14 protein-coding genes are annotated in these 17,341 nt (G+C 76.3%); 6 read left to right on the forward strand and 8 right to left on the reverse strand.

The features are described from left to right. The first annotated feature begins 1,143 nt into the window (after positions 1-1,143). Positions 1,144-2,466 carry an alkaline phosphatase family protein gene (locus tag D459_RS0127730; RefSeq protein WP_017596254.1) on the forward strand — a complete coding sequence of 441 codons (1,323 nt, stop codon included), beginning with the start codon at positions 1,144-1,146 and terminating at the stop codon, positions 2,464-2,466. Positions 2,467-2,991: 525 nt separating this feature from the next. Here the strand turns inward: D459_RS0127730 and D459_RS0127740 are convergent. Both D459_RS0127740 and D459_RS0127745 read right to left on the reverse strand, forming a co-directional pair. Beyond that, a complete protein-coding gene (locus tag D459_RS0127740; protein ID WP_017596256.1) occupies positions 2,992-3,426 on the reverse strand; it encodes a deaminase in 435 nt (144 codons plus the stop codon). A 119-nt stretch (positions 3,427-3,545) separates the two neighbouring features. After that, on the reverse strand, positions 3,546-4,289 hold the full coding sequence (locus D459_RS0127745; RefSeq protein WP_017596257.1) for a RibD family protein: 744 nt from the start codon (positions 4,287-4,289) through the stop codon (positions 3,546-3,548). 218 nt (positions 4,290-4,507) lie between these two features. Between D459_RS0127745 and D459_RS0127750 the strand changes: the two genes are divergently transcribed. The 4 genes from D459_RS0127750 to D459_RS0127765 all read left to right on the forward strand — a co-directional run bounded on the left by D459_RS0127750 (position 4,508) and on the right by D459_RS0127765 (position 9,296). Next, positions 4,508-5,920, forward strand: a complete 1,413-nt coding sequence (locus tag D459_RS0127750) for a glycoside hydrolase family 15 protein (protein WP_017596258.1) — start codon at positions 4,508-4,510, stop codon at positions 5,918-5,920. Further along, entirely contained in the window at positions 5,908-7,299 is a 1,392-nt protein-coding gene (locus D459_RS0127755; RefSeq protein ID WP_017596259.1) for an ABC transporter substrate-binding protein, read from the forward strand. Before D459_RS0127750 ends, D459_RS0127755 begins: the two co-directional genes overlap by 13 nt. Positions 7,300-7,323: 24 nt before the next feature. After that, positions 7,324-8,361 (forward strand): carbohydrate ABC transporter permease, encoded by a 1,038-nt coding sequence (locus tag D459_RS0127760; RefSeq protein WP_017596260.1) that lies wholly within the window; start codon positions 7,324-7,326, stop codon positions 8,359-8,361. Positions 8,362-8,450: 89 nt separating this feature from the next. Beyond that, positions 8,451-9,296, forward strand: coding sequence for a carbohydrate ABC transporter permease (locus D459_RS0127765; RefSeq protein ID WP_017596261.1), 846 nt, complete (start codon positions 8,451-8,453; stop codon positions 9,294-9,296). Between the two features lie 58 nt (positions 9,297-9,354). Here D459_RS0127765 and D459_RS0127770 read toward each other — a convergent pair whose 3' ends face one another. The 6 genes from D459_RS0127770 to D459_RS0127795 all read right to left on the reverse strand — a co-directional run bounded on the left by D459_RS0127770 (position 9,355) and on the right by D459_RS0127795 (position 16,090). After that, positions 9,355-10,815 carry a benzaldehyde dehydrogenase gene (locus tag D459_RS0127770; protein WP_017596262.1) on the reverse strand — a complete coding sequence of 487 codons (1,461 nt, stop codon included), beginning with the start codon at positions 10,813-10,815 and terminating at the stop codon, positions 9,355-9,357. A 44-nt stretch (positions 10,816-10,859) separates the two neighbouring features. Further along, positions 10,860-12,491 carry a thiamine pyrophosphate-dependent enzyme gene (locus D459_RS0127775; protein ID WP_017596263.1) on the reverse strand — a complete coding sequence of 544 codons (1,632 nt, stop codon included), beginning with the start codon at positions 12,489-12,491 and terminating at the stop codon, positions 10,860-10,862. Continuing rightward, the gene (locus D459_RS0127780) at positions 12,488-13,279 is read right to left on the reverse strand and encodes an ABC transporter ATP-binding protein (protein ID WP_017596264.1); all 792 of its coding nucleotides are present in this window, start codon (positions 13,277-13,279) and stop codon (positions 12,488-12,490) included. Before D459_RS0127780 ends, D459_RS0127775 begins: the two co-directional genes overlap by 4 nt. 161 nt (positions 13,280-13,440) lie before the next feature. After that, positions 13,441-14,262: an ABC transporter permease gene (locus tag D459_RS0127785; RefSeq protein WP_017596265.1), complete on the reverse strand. Its 822-nt coding sequence runs from the start codon at positions 14,260-14,262 to the stop codon at positions 13,441-13,443. After that, positions 14,259-15,128, reverse strand: a complete 870-nt coding sequence (locus D459_RS0127790) for an ABC transporter permease (RefSeq protein WP_017596266.1) — start codon at positions 15,126-15,128, stop codon at positions 14,259-14,261. Before D459_RS0127790 ends, D459_RS0127785 begins: the two co-directional genes overlap by 4 nt. Beyond that, the gene (locus D459_RS0127795; RefSeq protein WP_017596267.1) at positions 15,125-16,090 is read right to left on the reverse strand and encodes an ABC transporter substrate-binding protein; all 966 of its coding nucleotides are present in this window, start codon (positions 16,088-16,090) and stop codon (positions 15,125-15,127) included. Before D459_RS0127795 ends, D459_RS0127790 begins: the two co-directional genes overlap by 4 nt. 368 nt (positions 16,091-16,458) lie before the next feature. On the opposite strand from D459_RS0127795, the gene D459_RS0127800 reads away from it, so the two are divergent. Continuing rightward, a complete protein-coding gene (locus D459_RS0127800) occupies positions 16,459-17,277 on the forward strand; it encodes an IclR family transcriptional regulator domain-containing protein (protein WP_017596268.1) in 819 nt (272 codons plus the stop codon). The last annotated feature ends 64 nt before the right edge of the window (positions 17,278-17,341 follow it).

Genomic DNA, 17,341 nt, shown 5'->3' on the forward strand with positions numbered 1-17,341 from the left:
GTATCAGAGCGCTCTGATACCCCCCGCAACGTCAAGATCATCGGGGAGGGGCGGGGGAAGGGGCGCCCTGGTGGGTGCGGGCGGGCCCGCACGCGCCCACCAGGGGGCCTTATCCCCCTATGCCCGGTTCACGACAGGGGGCAGGCGGGGGCGGGGGCGCCCTGCGCACCTCGGCGGCACCCCGATTACATCTACCAGCGAGTAGTAAGCCCCCAGGCCCCCACCGCCCCCTCGCCGGTCACCCAGAGTCGTTGAAGCAGGGCCTCCCCGGAGGACGAAAGCGACATCTCGCCCCCGTGCCGCCCCTGCCCGGGGTTCGGCCCCCGCCTCCCGGTCTTCCGGGCGGCTCCAACCCCCGATCACCGGCCCGATCAGGGCGATTCGGGCCCCGGGAGGCCCGATCCGGGCCGGGATGCGCGCCCAGGAATCACCGGGGTGCTCTCGCGGTGCGCAGGGCACCCCGCCCCGCCATCACCCTGCGTATTCACCCAGGTCAGGGAGGGGCGGCGGTTTCAGAGACGGCCGGCAACGGCACCCGGGCGACGCGGGAACGGCGCCCCGCCCCCCCGGCCCGTCCCGACCACTCCCACCCTGCTCTGCCGCACCCGACCGACCGGCCGGTCCCCCACCACCGCCCTCGCCGCCCGCTTGAACCCCGCCCCGTGGGGCGCCGCGCCCGGGCGACCACCCCCGCCCCGCCCCTACCTGCGCCGTCGCCGCCCGTCTTGACCTTCGCTCTGCGGGGCGCCGCACCCGACCGACCGGCCGGCCCCCCACCACCGCCCTCGCCGCCCGCTTGAACCCCCGCCCCGTGGGGCGCCGCGCCCGGGCGACCACCTCCGCCCCGCCCCTACCGGCGCCGTCGCCGCCCGTCTTGACCTCCGCTCCGCGGGGCGCCGCACCCGACCGACCGGCCGCCCCCTTCCTCTCCTCTGTGGTGGGCGGCCTTGCAACAGGCACTGGAAACCACCGGCTTCGAGACGGCAGCGACGTCAAGATCATCGGCGGCGGGGCACCCGCGGCGCGTGCGGAGCCCGGCACACGGGGACCGACACGCGGGGCCGTCCCGGTGGGCCGCCGCCCGGAGGGCGCGGGGTTACCATCGCCCCGTCCGAACCACGGCCGCCCGCTGGGAGCCCGCACGTGCCGAACCACCTGCACCGGAGAGCGTTCATCGCGCGAGGGGCGGCGACCGCCGCGGCGGCCGGGGCCCTGGCGGTGCTGGCCGTCGCCCGGGCCGGCGCCGCCGCGGCCGACGGGCACCCGCCCGGCCCGGTGATCCTGGTCGACTGGGACGGGGTGGACCCCTGCTACCTGGACCTGCACCTGGCCGGGCGGATGCCCGCGCTGCACGCCCTGGCGGAGCGGGGGGTGCGCGCCGTCGCGTCCGGCACCTACAAGGCGGTGTCCAACCCCAACCGGGCCGGCCTGGCCACCGGCGCCCGGCCCGCGGTGCACCTCAACACCGCCTACGTGCTGGACCCCGGCACCGGGAAGGCGCGGGGGCAGAGCCGCGCGCTGCACGCCGAGACGCTGTTCCAGGCGCTGCGCCGGCAGGGGCGCACCCTGCTCTCCGCGGGCTGGTACATCGTCGAGGGCAAGGGCGCCGACCGCGACGACCCCGAAGCGCTCTACGTCCAGGGCGAGACCTGGGAGGAGAACGTCGACGCCGCGGTGGCCGCGCTGCTCGGCGAGCCGGTCCGGGCCGACGGCGGGCCGGTGCGGCTGCCCCGGGTCCCCGACCTCATCGCCGCCTACGCCGCCGACGCGGACGCGATCGGGCACGAGGAGGGGCCGTCCTCGCCGCGCATCCCGGCGGCCCTGTCCGAGCTGGACGCCGGCCTGGGCCGGATCGCCGCCGCGGTCCGCCGGGCCGGGCTGGAGCGGCGGGCCGTCTTCGTGTTCGCCTCCGACCACGGGATGACCGGCTACACCGAGTCGCTGGAGCCCGCGGTGCTCGGCGCGCTCTCCGACGCCGGGTTCTCCGCACAGCGGCTCCACTCCGGGCAGGCGCCGGCCCCCGGCACCGAGGTGGTGCTCACCGCGAGCCCGCGCGCGGCCAACGTCTACCTGCGCGGCGCCGCCGCCCAGCCCGCCGGCCGGGACCGGGTCGAGCGGGTGCTGCGCGGCCTGAACGTGCTGGAAGGGGTGTACGACCGGGCCGAGCTGGACGCGATGGGGGCCGCCCCCGACGAGGGCGACCTGGCCGTGGACGCCCGCCCGCCGTACGCCTTCATCGACCCCGCCGACCTGGACGGCACCGAGCGGGGCGGGCACGCGAGCCTGCGCGAGGCGGCCGCGCCGCTGGTGCTGTCCGGGGCCGGCGTCGTCCCGGGCGCCCGCCCGGACGCCCCGCGCACCATCGACGTCGCCCCGACCATCGCCCGCCTGCTCGGCGCCGACCCGCCGGCCCGCGCCGAGGGCCGCGCCCTGGACGAGGTCCTCCGCCCCGACCCGCGCGTCTAGCCGCCCCGCCGGGCGCCTTCGGAGAGGGGCGGCACGACCGCTCGCTCAAGGGCCGGGACGATCGGTCCCGTGTGATCTCCGCCGCCGACGTCATCGCGCGCACCGGTGAGGACGGGCCGATGCCCCTGCTCACCCTGGACGAGTTCTTCGCCGGCGACACCGACGAGGAGTCCATCGCCCCCGGCCGGTGGGGGTACGGGCGCCCGCCGATCGCGGTGCCGGCCGAGCGGCTGCGCGCGATCGAACGGCGCGGGGACGTCGCATGGGTGCGCGTCCGGCCGCCCCCGGAGGCGGTGGAGGCGGGGTACCTCTGCGCTGAAGCGGTCGCGGTGTGCACCACCGCGGACGGGGCCTCCTGCTCCGCGTGGGCGGGGGCCTCCGAGCGGGCGTCCTGGCGGGCCTGGTGGACGGGTACCGGGACGTTCCCGAGGTGCGGGACGGGGCGGCCGTGCGGTCGCTGTGCCGGGACTGACCCGGGGCCCCGCCCGCGCCCGGGCTCGTCCGCGCGGGATCACCCGCCCGGGGTCACCCCTCCTGGCCGAGCAGGTGTGCGTTGACCGCGCGGGCCTCTTCGGCCAGGTCGGGGAGTTCGACGACGGTGCGGCCGGCCGCGGCGAGGCGCTCGGCTCCGCCGCCGGCGGCGAACAGCGCCGGCTCGTGCCAGGCGTAGACGATCCGCGGGATGGGCGTGCCCAGGATCAGCTCGGCGCACGGGCGGGGCCGGGAGGCGCGGCGGCCGCACGGCTCCAGCGAGGTGTAGAGCACGGCGCCGGCCAGCCGCGGGTCGTCCGGGGCCAGGGCGCGCAGCGCGACCTCCTCGGCGTGGTCGTGCGGGTCGTCCCTGCGCGAGTACCCCTCGGCGATGATCCGGCCGTCGGCGTCGCAGACGACGGCGCCCACCGAGAACGCGGTCTCCGAGGGCGGGCAGAGCCGGGAGAGCCCGATGGCGCGGCGGAGCACGGCGCGGTCCCGGTCGCCCCCCGCCTCCTCCGACGGAGACCCGTCGGGCCGCGTCCCTTCTCTACCGGGGCCGGCCGCCTCCGCCGGGCGGCCCTGCCGCGGTCCGCCGCCTCGCGCGCTCACCGCTCCCCTTTCCCGGGCCGGCTCTCCCGGCCCCCCGGGTCGGCGTGGTCGGGGCGGTCAGTGCGGTCGGCGCGGTAGTGCAGCACCGCCATCCCGCCGACCTCGCGGACCCGCTCCAGGCGGAGCGGGGCGCCCGGCCCGTCGGCGAACACCCCCGGGCCGGTGAACCTGGGGGCGGTGGCGTCGCCGACGAAGAACGGGGCGACCGCCAGCCGGAGCTCGTCGGCGAGCCCCTCGGTGAGGAACCGGGTGTGGACCCGGGTCCCGCCCTCCACCATGAGCCGCCGCACCCCGCGCCCCGCCAGGTCGACCAGGACGGCGCGGAGCCCGACCGGGTCCCCGGCGTCCACCACCTCCACCCCGGGGGCGCGCAGGAAGCGCTGCTCGGCCGCGGGGTAGGCGGGGGAGCCGGTGTAGACGACCTTCCCGGCGTCGCCGGTGGTGAAGAAGCGCGCGGCCGGGTCGAGCTTTCCGCTCTCGCTGAGCACCGCCTTCAGCAGGTCCCCGGTGCGCCCCTCGGCCCTGCGCCGCAGCCGCCGCTCCTCGGAGCGGACCAGCAGGCGCGGGTTGTCCTTGCGCACCGTCCCGGCCCCGACCATGATCGCGTCGCACTCCGCGCGCACCGCGTCCACCTCGTCGAAGTCCTCGGCACTGGACAGCCGCAGCCGCTCGGGGCTCGCGTCGTCGATGTACCCGTCGAGTGAGACAGCGCAGCTCAGGATCGTGTAGGGGCGCTCCATGGCGGCCAGGTTAGCGCCCCTCCCCCGATGACCTCGACGGTGCGGGGGTATCAGGGCGCTCCGGCGCCCCCGCGGCGCCGGGCTCGTCGCCCCGGGGCGCGCTCCGCGCCCGGTCCGCACCGATACGCCCCCTGGTCAGGGAAGACGCGCCGGGCGCCGGGTCTGGCCTCGGCGGCGGGAAGCGGGGAGCATCGGGGGGAGAAGGCGAGGGGGTCCCGATGCCCGAGGAGGAGCTGGGGGTACGCGGCACCGCGTGGTCGCCGGAGACGCGGCTGTACGCCGACGGGGCGGTGCTCGGCGCCCGGGGCGGCCCGGTCACGGTGCCGCCGCATTCGGCGGCGGAGCGGGTGCCCGGGACCGGGCTGGCCGAACCGGGGGGCGCGCCGGACGGCGCCGCCGCCGCGACGCCGGACGCCGTGTCCGAGGAGCGGACCGTGCTGGCCCGGGCGCGCCTCCCCGGGGTCGGGACCCGGTGGGAGGAGATGGCGCGCACCGCCCTCATCGACATCCGGACGCTGATGTTCCGGGGCGGCGCGGCCGACGGGGCGATGGTGGCGGCGTCCAGCCCGCACTGGCGGTACGTGTGGCCGCGGGACGCCTCCTACTGCGCGGTCGCGCTGCACCTGTGCGGCCTGGGCGGCGAGGCCGCGCGTGTGCTGGCCTACCTCGCCCGGGTGCTGCCCAGGGACCGGCCGTGGGACGCCCGGTACCTGCCGGACGGCTCCGGCCGGGTGCCCGACGGCCGGGGCGTCCAGCTCGACGGCGCCGGCTGGGTGCTGTGGGCGGTGTGGTGCTGGGCGCGGGGGGCCGTGTCCCGGAGGGCCTCCGCCGAGGGTGCCATCGGGCCGCGGGCGAGGGGGGCGGTGGCCGTCGGGGAGCCCGGCTGGCCGCGGATCGAGCCGCTCGCCCGGGCCGCCCTGTCGATCGTGCTCGGGGCGCTGGCCCGCGGCCCCGAGCCCGGCCTGCCCCGCGCCTCCGCGGACTACTGGGAGAAGCGGACCCCGGCGGTGACCCTGGGCACCGCCGCGCCGCTGCTGCTCGGCGCGCGCTGCGCCGCGGACCTGTTCCGCGGCCGGGACAGGGCGGCCGCGGCCTCGGCGGCGGAGGCCGCCGCGGCCCTGGAGGGCGGGATCGAGCGGCGCTTCGCGCCGCTGGGCCACCCGCGCGACCCGGACTCCCCCGGCCTCGACGCCTCGGTCGCCTTCCTGCTGCCGCCGTTCGCGCCGGCGCGGTCCGGGCCGCACTCCTCCTGGCTGCGGGCCGTGTCGGCGCTGCGCACCGCCAACGGCGGGGTCCGGCCCGGGGAGGACTGGCCGGACCCGGTGACCGCGTGGACCCCGCAGGTGTCGCTGTTCGCGCTGACCGCCGCGTGCTCCGGGGAGCGGGCGCTGGCCGAGGAGCTGCTGGACTGGCTGGCGGCGCGGCGCACCCGGCTCGGGTCGCTTCCGGAGAAGGTCACCGCGGACGGCCGCCCGGCCGCGGTCGCCCCGCTGGCGCTGACCGGGGCGACCGTGCTGGCCGCGCTCGCCGCCCTGGAGGGCCGCCCGCTGCCGCTGCCGCCGTCGGCGGGGGTGCTCCGGGCCGCCGCCCCGCCCTCCGCCGCCGAAGGGGGCCGCCGGTGTCCGCCCTGACGAGCCGCGCCGCCCGCGCCGTCCCCTGCGCCGCGCTCTGCGCCGCCCTGCTGCTCTCCGCCGGTTGCAGGGCGCAGGAGGACGGCGGGGACGGCGCCCTGGTGTTCTGGACCCCGCACGTGACGCCGGACCGGCTGGCCCAGCAGGAGGCCACCGCCCGCGCGTTCACCGAGGAGACCGGGATCGAGGTGGAGGTGGTCCCGATGTCCGCCGCGGACCAGAACCAGAGCATGGTCAGCGGGGCGGTCTCCGGGAACGTGCCCGACGTGGCGCTGATCGCGCCCGACCAGGCCTCCGCCTGGCACGACCAGGGGCTGCTGGACACCGAGGTGCCCGCCGAGGTGATCGAGGCGCTGGGCCCGTCGACGTTCAGCGGCCGCGCCGTGGACATGGTGACGCTGGACGGCGGCCCGGTGGCGGTGCCCAGCGACGGCTGGGGCCAGGTCCTCGTCTACCGGACCGACCTGTTCGAGGAGGCCGGGCTCGACCCGCCGGAGACGCTCGCCGACGTCGCCCAGGCCGCCGAGGTGCTGGACTCCGGCGGCCGGGCCGGGATCGTGCTCGGCACCGCCCCGGGCGACCCGTTCACCACCCAGACCCTGGAGGCGGTGCTGCTCGCCGGCGGGTGCGAGCTGGTGGACGGCACCGGGGCGGTGGCGCTGGAGACCCCGGAGTGCGTCGGCGCGCTGGAGAAGTACGCCCGGATGGCCGGCGCGTCGGTCCCCGGCGACCAGGACGTGGAGACGACCCGCGCCGCCTACCTCGCCGGGGACGCGGCGATGCTGTTCTGGGGGTCGCACATCTTCGACGAGCTCGCCGGGCTGGCCCCGGACTTCCCGCCCACCTGCGAGGAGTGCGCCGGCGACCCGGCGTTCCTGGCCGAGCGCTCCGCGGCGGTGGGCGCGCTGCGCACCCCGAACGGGTCGGCCGCCCAGTACGGACTCACCCTCAACCTGGGGGTGCCGCGCGGCGCGGACACCGCCGCGGCCCGGCGGTTCGTCGAGTACCTGCTGGGCCCCGCCTACACCGAGGTGCTCGCGGTCTCCCCGGAGGGCCGGATCCCGATGCGGACCGGCACCCCGGACGACCCCGAGGCCTACACCCGGGCCTGGGCCGAGCTGCCGGCCGGGGAGGACGACGCGACCCGCGCCCCGCTCTCCGACTTCTACGACGAGGCGACCGTGCGCGACATCGCGGAGAGCGCCCAGGCCTTCCGCCGGTGGGGGTTCGGCACCCGGCACGCCGCCTTCGCCGGGGCGCTGGCCTCGCAGAACACCCTCTCCCGGGACGTGGGGCCGCTGTTCGGCGGCGCCCCGCCGGCCGAGGTGGCCCGGAGCATGGCCGACGACGCCCGCGCCGTCCAGGCCGAGATCGAGTGAACCGGGAGGCGGGAAGGGGGAGCGGTGTCCTGGAGCGCCCTCGCCGCGGGCGGCGGCGGGAGACGGGCGGGAGGGGCCGCGGGCCGGCGGGCCTCCGCTGAGGGCGGCGGCGGGCGGGCCGCGGGCCGGCGGGCCTTCCGGCGGAGGACCGGGCGGCGGCGCCGGGAGGAGCTGCACGGCCGGCTGCTGGTGGCGCCGACGCTGCTGGTGGTCGGCGGGGTGGTGGTGCTGCCGATGGCCGCGGTGCTGGTGCTGTCCGTGCAGGACCTGCGGCTGATCGAGATCCGCTCGCTCTCCCTGTCGGATCTGGGCTTCACCCTGGACAACTTCGCCCGGGTGCTGTCCGGGCCGGGGTTCTGGGCGGCGGTGCGCACCACCGTGGCCTACGCGGTACTGACCACCGCCGGTTCGCTGGCGGCGGGGCTGGTGGTGGCGCTCGCCCTGCGCCGGCCCTTCCCCGGGCGCGGGGCGCTGCGCGCGCTGATGCTGGTGCCCTACGCCCTGCCGGTGGTGGCGGGGACGACCATCTGGACCACGCTGCTCAACCCGCAGTACGGGGCGGTCAACGAGATCGGGCGGCGGTTCCTCGGCTGGGAGGCGCCGGTCTCCTTCCTCACCCTGGGCGAGGCGGAGGTCGCGGGGGTGCCGGTCCCGGTGGCGCTGTGCACGGTCGTCGCCTTCGAGGTGTGGAAGTCGTTCCCGCTGGCCTTCCTGTTCATCACCGCGCGGCTGCAGGCGGTGCCGCGCGAAACGGAGGAGGCGGCGGTGGTGGACGGCGCCTCGCCGGTGCAGGTGTTCCGGCACGTGCTGCTGCCGCAGCTGGCCGGGGTGCTGGGAGTGCTGGCGGTGCTCCGGTTCATCTGGTCGTTCCAGAACTTCAACGACGTTTATCTGCTGACCGGCGGGGCGGGCGGCACCGAGGTGGTGGCGGTCCGGGTCTACCAGGAGCTGGCGGTCCGCGCGGACCTGGGGACCGCGGCCGCGCTGGGGGTGCTGATGGCGCTGGCGCTGAGCCTGCCGCTCGCCGGGTACCTGCGGGCGGTGTACAGGGGGCGGCTTTGACCGGGCGGCGCGGACCGGGCCCGCGGCCGGGCCGGGGCGCCCGGAGAGCGCGCTCTCCGCACGCCCGGAGGAGGTGGGACCGGTCCTCGGTGGAGCGGCGGGTGCTGGCGGTGCTGCGGGTCGCGGTGATCGCCGCCGCGGCGGCCGCGGCGGCGGGCCCGCTGCTCTACGGGGCGGTGCTGTCGGTCCGCCCGTTCGCGTCGGTGGTCGCCGACCCGCTGGCGCCGCCCTCCCCCGGCGGCGCGGACCTGTCCGCCTACCCGAGGGCGCTGGCCGATGAGGAGGACGGCGGGTTCGGGCTGGCCCGGTTCATGCGGAACTCGCTGGCGGTGGCGGGGTGGACCACCGTGCTGGCGGTGGCCTGCAGCGTGCTGGGCGCCTACGCGGCGGTGCGGCTGCGGTTCTTCGGCCGGGACGCGGTCGGCGGGTTCTTCCTGGCGGTCTACCTGCTCCCCGGGATCGTGCTGGCGGTCCCGCTGTTCGTGCTGCTCGGCCGGGCCGGGCTGGCGGGGTCGCTGCCGGGGCTGGTGCTGGTGTACATGGCGCAGACCGTCCCGGTGGCGCTGTACATGCTGCGCGGGTACCTGCAGGCGGTGCCCGCCGGGGTGGAGGAGGCCGCGGAGGTCGACGGCTGCAACCGGCTGCAGGTCATCGTGCGGGTGGTGCTGCCGATGGCGGTGCCGGGGGTCGCCGCGACCGCGCTCTACGTGTTCCTGATCGCCTGGAACGAGTACCTGTTCGCGCTGCTGTTCCTGGTCGCCGACCGGGAGCGGTGGACGGTGTCGCTGGGCGTCGCCCGGCTGGCCGACTTCGCGGTGCCCGCCCCGGTGCTGATGGCCGGGTCGATCGCGATCACCGTGCCGGTGGTGGCCGGGTTCCTGCTGGCCCAGCGGCTGCTGGTGTCCGGCCTGGCGGCCGGGGCGGAGAAGGGGTGAGCCGGGCGGCGGGCGGGGTGCGTCCGCCCTGGTGCCGCGCCGCCCGGCGGGCCCGGTCTCAGAACGGGTACCGCTCGATCTCGGCCTGCATGGTGACCCACTGGGTCTCGGTGAAGGCCTCGACGTTGGCGGTGGTCCCGCCGAACCGGGAGCCGGTGCCGGAGGCGCCGACCCCGCCGAAGGGGGCCACCGCCTCGTCGTCCACGGTCTGGTCGTTGATGTGCACCAGGCCGGAGGGGATGCGGTCGGCCAGTTCCAGGCCGCGCATCGGGTTGCCGGTGAGGATGCCCAGGGAGAGCCCGTACTCGCCCTGTGCGGCGAGCTCCGCGGCCTCGTCCAGGGTGTCGAACCGGACGATGGGGGCGACCGGGCCGAACACCTCCTCGGCGTAGGCGGGGGCGTCCGGGCCGACCCGGTCCAGCACGGTGGGCCGGTAGAACAGGCCGTCGTAGGTGCCGCCGGCGAGCACCCGCGCGCCCGCCTCGGCGCTCCGCCGCACCAGGTCGTGCACCCGGTCGCGCTGGCCCTCGTCGATCAGCGGGCCGAGCGCGCCCTCCTCCTTCTCCGGGTCGCCGACGTGCAGCGCCTCGGCCTTGGCGGCGAGCCGCTCCGCGTAGGCGTCGGCGACGGCGGAGTGCACCAGGTGCCGGCCGGTGGTCATGCAGATCTGGCCCTGGTGCAGGAAGGAGCCCCAGGCGCCGGCGGAGGCGGCCCGCTCCACGTCGGCGTCGTCCAGCACGATCAGCGGGGAGTTCCCGCCGAGCTCCAGGTGGGCGCGCTTGAGGTGGCGGCCGGCGGCCTCGCCGACCCGGCGCCCGGCCGCGGTGGAGCCGGTGAACGAGATGACCCGCACCCGCGGGTCGGTGACCAGCCGCTCCCCCGCCTGCGCGCCGCCGGGCAGCACGTGCAGCACGCCCTCGGGCAGCCCGGCCTTGCGGAACACCTCGGCGATCACCGCGCCGCCGCAGACCGCGGTGCGCGGGTCCGGCTTGAGCACGACGGCGTTGCCCAGCGCCAGCGCCGGGGCGACCGAGCGCAGGCCGAGGATGAGCGGGAAGTTGAACGGGGCGATGACGCCGACCACGCCGACCGGCACCCTGCGGGCCAGGCTGAGCCGGGGGCGGGCGCTGCGCAGCACCTCGCCGGCGGGCTGGGAGGCGAGCGCGGCGCACTCGTAGGCCTCGGTGACGGCCAGGTGCGTCTCGAAGGCGGCCTTGCCGCGGGCCGAGCCGGCCTCGCGGACCAGCCAGCCGGCGATCTCCTCGGCGTGCTCCTCGAAGAGCGCCCCGGCGCGGCGGAGCACCGCCGCGCGCTCCTCGAAGGAGGCCGCGGCCCAGGCGCGCTGGGCGCCGGCGGCGGCCTCCGCCGACGCGGTCACGTCCTCGGCGGCGGCGCTGCCGATCCGGGCCAGTTCGGCGCCGGTGGCCGGGGCGGTCACCGGGGCGTCGCCGCCGCGGGCCGCGGTCCAGGCGCCGGTGAACACGTTGCCGTGCCATTCCTGCGATTCGAGCAGGGGCATGGGTGCCTCCTCAGGGTCGGTTCGGGGGATGCGCGCGGGCGCGGTCAGGGGCGGAAGGCGATGTCGGCGTTGGAGTCGACCGCGACGTCGAGCAGGACCGGCTCGGTGCGGTCGCGCAGGGTGGGCACGATCTCGTCGAGGGCGGCGTCCAGTTCCTCGGCGGTGGCGGCGGTGCGCGCCGGGCAGCCCAGGCCGCGGGCGAGCGCGGCGAGCGACACCTGGGAGAAGTCGGGCCAGGGCGGCTTGCCGCCGCGGGCGTCGGCCAGGCGGTCCATGATGGCGTAGCGCTTGTTGGACAGCACCAGGAAGCAGACGCCGGCGCCGTACCGGGCGGCGCTCCACAGCGCCTGGACCTGGTAGAGCGAGGAGCCGTCGCCGACCACCGCGACCACCGGGCGGTCCGGGGCGGCCATCCGCACCCCGGTGGCGGCGGGCAGCGCGAAGCCCAGGCCGCCCATGGCGGCGGAGAGGAAGCCCATCGGGCGCCGGGCCGGGACGAGCCGGTGCAGGTCGGGCCGGCTGGAGGGGGTCTCCTCGACGAGCACGGTGTCCGGGTCGATGCGGGCGGCGAGCGCCGCCAGCACGTGCGCGGGGCGCAGCCCTTCGGGGCCGTAGACCTGCTGCTCGGCGGCGGGGGCCGGGGCGGCGGGGGCGGGCGCGGGGGTGCGCGGGCGGACCCGGTCGGCGAGCAGCCGCACGGCCGGGGCGACCGGCGCCAGCACGGCCAGTTCGACCGGGCTGCGGTGCGCCTCGGCGGGGTCGTCGGTGAGCACCGCGATGCGGGTGCCCGGCTCGGCCAGCGGCCCGTCGAAGTAGGGGTACTGGCGGAACACCGGGGCGCCCACGGCGAGCACCGCGTCGTAGGGGGCGAGGGCCTCGCGCAGCCGGGGGCGGTCCGCCGGGAGGAAGCCGGCGAACAGCGGGTGGTCCTGGGGGAACCCGGCGCGGGCGCCGAAGCTCTCCTGGTACACGGGGGTGCCGAGGCGCTCGGCGAGGGCGGTGAGCGCGGCCCACTCCTCCTCCCCGTCGGCGCCGGCGCCGACCACCAGGGCGGGCGCGGAGGCCTCGTCGAGGAGGCGGGCCAGGCCGTCGACGGCGGCCGGGTCGGCGGCGGCGGAGCGGACCACCCGCTCGGCGGCGGAGCGGGGCCTGCCGGTGTCGGCGGGCTCGCCCCAGTCGCCCTGGGGGACGATGACGATCGCGGGGCCCTTGCCCTGCTCGGCCTCGTGGTGGGCGCGGGCGATCGCGCCGGGGACCTCCTGGGGGACCGCGGGCTCCTCGGTCCACACCGGGTAGTCGCCGGCCAGGTCGCGCAGCCGGCCGGTGAGGAACGGCTCCAGGGCGAGGTGGCGGCGGTCCTGCTGGCCGACGAGGACGACCAGCGGGGCGCGGTTGGCGCGGGCGGTGGCCAGGGCGCCGACCGCGTTGCCGAGCCCGGCGGTGGTGTGCAGCTGCACCAGTGCCGGGCGGCGGCGGGCCAGGGCCCACCCGGTGGCCATGCCCACCACCGAGCCCTCGTGCAGCGCGAGCACGAACTCGATGTCGCCGGGCAGGTCGGCGAGGAAGGCGACCTCGGTGGAGCCGGGGTTGGCGAAGACGGTGGTCAGCCCGTACTCGCGGAGCGTCTGCAGCGCCGCGTCCCGGACGGTGGGGGTCTGCTGCGACCGGTCGGTCATCGGCCCGCACCTCCGGCGGCCGCGCCCTGCTTGGCGTTCTGGATCTCGGCGTAGACCCGCGCGCGGAGTTCGGCGAAGCGCGGCTCGGAGCGGGTGGACAGCTGGTCGCGCTCGTCCCCCAGGTCGATCTCGACGTCGTCCTGGACCACGGTGGGCGAGGAGGAGAGCACCAGGACCCGCCCGCCGAGGTAGACCGCCTCGTCGATGTCGTGCGTCACGAACAGCACGGTCATGGAGAACCGCTTCCACAGCCCGCGGACCAGGTCCTCCAGGTCGGCGCGGGTCTGGGCGTCGACCGCGGCGAACGGCTCGTCCATCAGCAGCACGCTCGGCTCGTAGGCGATGGCGCGGGCGATGGCGACCCGCTGCTGCATGCCGCCGGAGAGCTCCCAGGGGTGGGCGGACGCGGCGTGGCCGAGCCCGACGGCCTCCAGCGATTCGGTGACCAGCTTCTTCCGGCGCGCCTTGGGCAGGCGCTTCTCCTTGAGCGGGAGTTCGACGTTGTCCTGCACGGTGAGCCAGGGGAAGAGGCTGCGCCCGTACTCCTGGAAGACCACGGCCATGCCCGGCGGCGGCCCGGTGACCTCGCGGCCGTCCACCCGGACCGTGCCCGAGGTGGGCCGCATCAGCCCGGAGATGCACTTGAGCAGGGTGGTCTTGCCGCATCCGGAGGGGCCGACCAGGCAGGCCAGCTCCCCGTCCGCGAGGGAGAAGGTGAGGTCGCGGACGGCCTCGACCTCGCGGTCGCCGCCGCGGTAGATCTTGCGCAGTCCGGTCACGTCGAGCATGTGGACCCCTTACATCTGCTGGTCGGGGAGGGGGGTCGGGCGGTGGGGCGGGGTACCGCGGACCGGTCGGGTCCGCGGCGCCCCGCCGGAGCGGGGGGGGGGGGCGGGAGGGAGGGCCCGGCGTGCGCCGGGCCGGCGGCCGGGGCGGCGCGCGGGTCGGGTCATTCGCCTCTCGACGCCGCCCGCACGCCCCGGTACCAGCCCAGCGCCTTCCGCTCCACCAGGGCGAAGAGCACGGACAGCAGGACGCCGAGCAGGCCGAGCAGGATGATCCCGCTCCACATCTCCGGGATGGCGAAGCTGCGCTGGAACTGGACGATGGCGAAGCCCAGGCCGCTGGAGCTGGCGAACATCTCGCTGATCACCATGAGGATGATCGCGAGGGAGAGCGCCTGGCGCAGGCCGGCCATGATCTGCGGGCTGGCCGAGCGGAGCACCAGGGTGGTGAGCCGGCGGCGGCCGCGGATCCGGTAGACGCGGCAGGTGTCGGCGAGGACCGGGTCGACCGCGCGGACGCCCTCGATGGTGTTGAGCAGCACCGGCCACACGCAGCCGGAGACGATGACGGCGGCGCGCATCGACGAGTCCAGGCCGATGAGCAGCATCAGCAGCGGCACCAGGACCGGCGGCGGGATCGCGCGGAGGAACTCCAGGACCGGTTCGACCAGCGCGCGCAGCTTCGGCGACATGCCGAGCGGCAGGCCGAGGCCGACGCCGATCACGGCGGCCAGGGCGTATCCGGTGAGCAGCAGGCCGACGCTGGGGAGCACGTCGACGGTGAACCGCTCGGCGGTCCACACCTCGCCGAAGGTCTGCACGATCACGTCGGGGGTGGGCATGTAGTAGCTGCCGGAGGTCGCCGAGGCCCACCACCACACGGCGATGAGCACGGCGGGCAGCAGCAGCACCCGGAGCAGCGCCTTGGGCAGCCGGAGCAGCCGGCCGGCGGGGGCCGCGGTGCGGCCGGTGGTGGCCGCGGTCATACGGCGGCCTCCCCTCGGACGGAGGGGTGCCAGCGCAGTACGCGCCGCTCCAGGGCGCGCACGCCGGTGTTGACCGCGACGCCCAGGATGCCGGTGGCGACGATGAGCGCGTAGACGACGTCCGGTGCGCCGCTCGACTGGGCCACGGCGATCTCCTGTCCCAGGCCGGGGCTGCCGATGGTGAGCTGGGCGGTGATGGTCAGGATGAGCGCGACGGCCGCCCCCAGCCGCACCCCGGTGATCAGGTAGGGCAGGGCCGTCGGCCAGATGAGGTGGCGGATCCGCGCCCACCGGCCCAGCCCGTAGGCGCGGGCGGTCTGGTCGGCGACCGGGTCGATGTCGGCGACGCCGTACAGCACCTGGACGTAGACCTGCCAGAACGCCGCGTAGATGACGAGCATCAGGGTGGAGGCGATGTCGGTGCCGTAGATCAGGATCGCCAGCGGGATCAGCGCGACCGAGGGGATGGGGCGGAGGAACTCCACGGTGGAGGCGGTGTAGGCGCGCAGCACCGGCACCGTTCCGATGGCGAAGCCGAGCAGGACGGCGGCGCCGACCGCGATGGCCAGGCCCAGGCCCCAGGCGGCGAGGGTGTCGCCGACGGCGGTCCAGAACTTCGCCGTCGCGGTGCGCTCGGCCAGGGTGGCCAGCACCTCCGAGGCGGGCGGGAGGTAGTCGGCGGAGACCAGGGGGGTCCGCGGGACGATCTCCCAGATCAGCAGGAAGGCGAGCACGCCGCCGGTGCCCAGCAGCGCGTCGCCGCCGGGGAGCCGGCGGCGGGGCCGCGGAGGGGACTTCTTCGCGGGCGGGGGCGGTGCGGCCGGGGCCGCGGAGGCGGCCCCGGCGGGTGCCGAGGGGGCGGTCATGCCCGTCCCGGGAAGAGCTCGGAGACCTGCGGGTCCTCCTTGATGAGGCCGTCTTCCTTCATCATGTCCCCGATGGTCTGCACGGAGTCGATGCTGCTGTCCGGCGGGAAGGCGGGCAGCCGGATGTCCTCGATGAGCTGCTGGTCCATCTCGGTGTAGGTGCCGAGGATGCGGCGGACCTCCTCCGGGTTGGACTCGGCGTAGGAGAGCGAGTGGTTCATCGCGGTCACGAACTTCTCGACCAGCTCGGGGTCCTTCTTCGCGGTCTCCTCGGTGGTGAAGTAGACCGCGACGGTGAGCTGCTCGTGGGCGTCGACGAAGTTGGAGGCGATCTCGGTGGCGCCGCCGTCCAGCGCGGTGGTGAGGAAGGGCTCGACCACCCAGGCGGCGTCGACCTCCTTCTTCTCCAGCGCGGCCGGCATGTCCGGGAAGGGCAGCTCGGTGAACTGGATGTTGCTCGGGTCGCCGCCGTCGGTGCGGACCGAGTTGCGGACCGTGGTGTCGCCGATGTTCTTCAGGTTGTTGACCGCGACCTTGGCGCCGGCGAGGTCCTTGGCGCTCTTGATGTCGCTGCCCTCGGGGACGACGATGGCACCGAAGTCCTCGCCCTCCTTGCCGGTGGAGGAGACTCCGTTGGCGACGGTCTGCACCGGCAGCCCGGAGTCGCGGGCCACCAGCAGCGAGGTGACGTTGCCGAAGGCGAAGTCGAAATCGCCGCTGACCACACCGGGGACGGCCTGCGCGCCGCCGCTGGTGTTCTTCACTTCGACCTCGAGGCCCTGGGTCTCGAAGTACCCCTGGTCGATGCCGAGGTGGAGGGGGGCGACGTCGACGATGGGGATGGCGCCGACGGTGATCTTCGTCAGGCCGCCCTCGGTGGTCTCCGTGTCGCTGCCGCCGCAGGCGCTGGCTCCGACGGCCAGCAGAACGGCACAGGCCCCGGTGAGGAGTCTGCGAGGCATCGGGTCTCCTTGGGGAAGGGGGTGGAGGGGTGGAGAGCCGCGGAGGGAGGGGTGCCGGGGGGCACGTCGCACTCCACCCCGGATCCGAAAATGTTCGTTTTCCGAACGAGAGTTCAAAAAGCGAACGTAATTGATTCCCTATGCCCCGTCAAGCCCGAACGAAAACCCGTTTTTCTTCGCGATTCACCCGACGAATCGACCCAGAAAAACCCCCATTAACTGATAATCGACACGATCAGCCCCACTGCACCACAAACACCCCAGAATCAGACAAATCAGAAAAACAGCGATCCTCGGCGGTAACTTCTCCGTCGCCTGCCGCACCCCTGTTCGGTATGAGAACATCGCGGTGAACAGGAAGGGAACGCATGACCGATACCGAGGGATCCGCGCAGTCGGCGCGCGGCGACCACTACGTGCAGTCCCTGGAGCGGGGGCTGGCGGTGATCCGCGCCTTCTCCGCCGAGCGGCCGGAGATGACGCTCAGCGACGCGGCCCGCGCCACCGGGCTGACCCGGGCCGCCGCGCGCCGCTTCCTGCTCACCCTGACCGACCTCGGCTACGTCCGCTCCGACGGGCGGCTGTTCGCGCTCACCCCCCGGGTGCTGGAACTGGGCTACGCCTACCTGTCCGCGGCCGGCCTGCCCGAGGTCGCCCAGCCGCACCTGCAGGCGCTCGCCGCCGAGGTCCGCGAGTCCTCCTCGGTCTCGGTGCTCGACGGCGACTCGGTGGTCTACGTGGCCCGCGCCGCGACCTCGCGCATCATGCGGGTGGCGATCAGCGTGGGCACCCGCTTCCCCGCCTGCTACACCTCCATGGGCAGGGTGCTGCTGGCCTCCCGCCCGCCCGCCGAGATCGACGCCCACCTGGAGCGGGCGGAGCTGCCCGCGCTCACCCGGCACACCCTCACCGACCCCGCCGAGCTCCGCGCCGAACTGGACCGGATCCGCGACCAGGGCTGGGCCATCATCGACCAGGAGCTGGAGGAGGGCCTGCGCTCCGTCGCGGCCCCCATCCGGGACCGCGACGGCCGGGTGATCGCCGCCGCCAACGTCTCCGCCCCCGCCGACCGCACCACGCTGCGCGGCCTCCGCACCGACCTGCTCCCCCCGCTGCTGGCCACCATCGCCCGAATCGAGGCCGACCTGGAGATCGCCACCCGGATCGGCGGCTCCCAGGGGGCCTGACGCGCCGGCGGGCGCGCCCCGCACCGCCCGCTCCCCCTCCCCTCCCCACTCCGCCCCGGGGCCC

The organism is Nocardiopsis potens DSM 45234, assembly GCF_000341105.1.
Classification (GTDB): Bacteria; Actinomycetota; Actinomycetes; order Streptosporangiales; family Streptosporangiaceae; genus Nocardiopsis_A; species Nocardiopsis_A potens.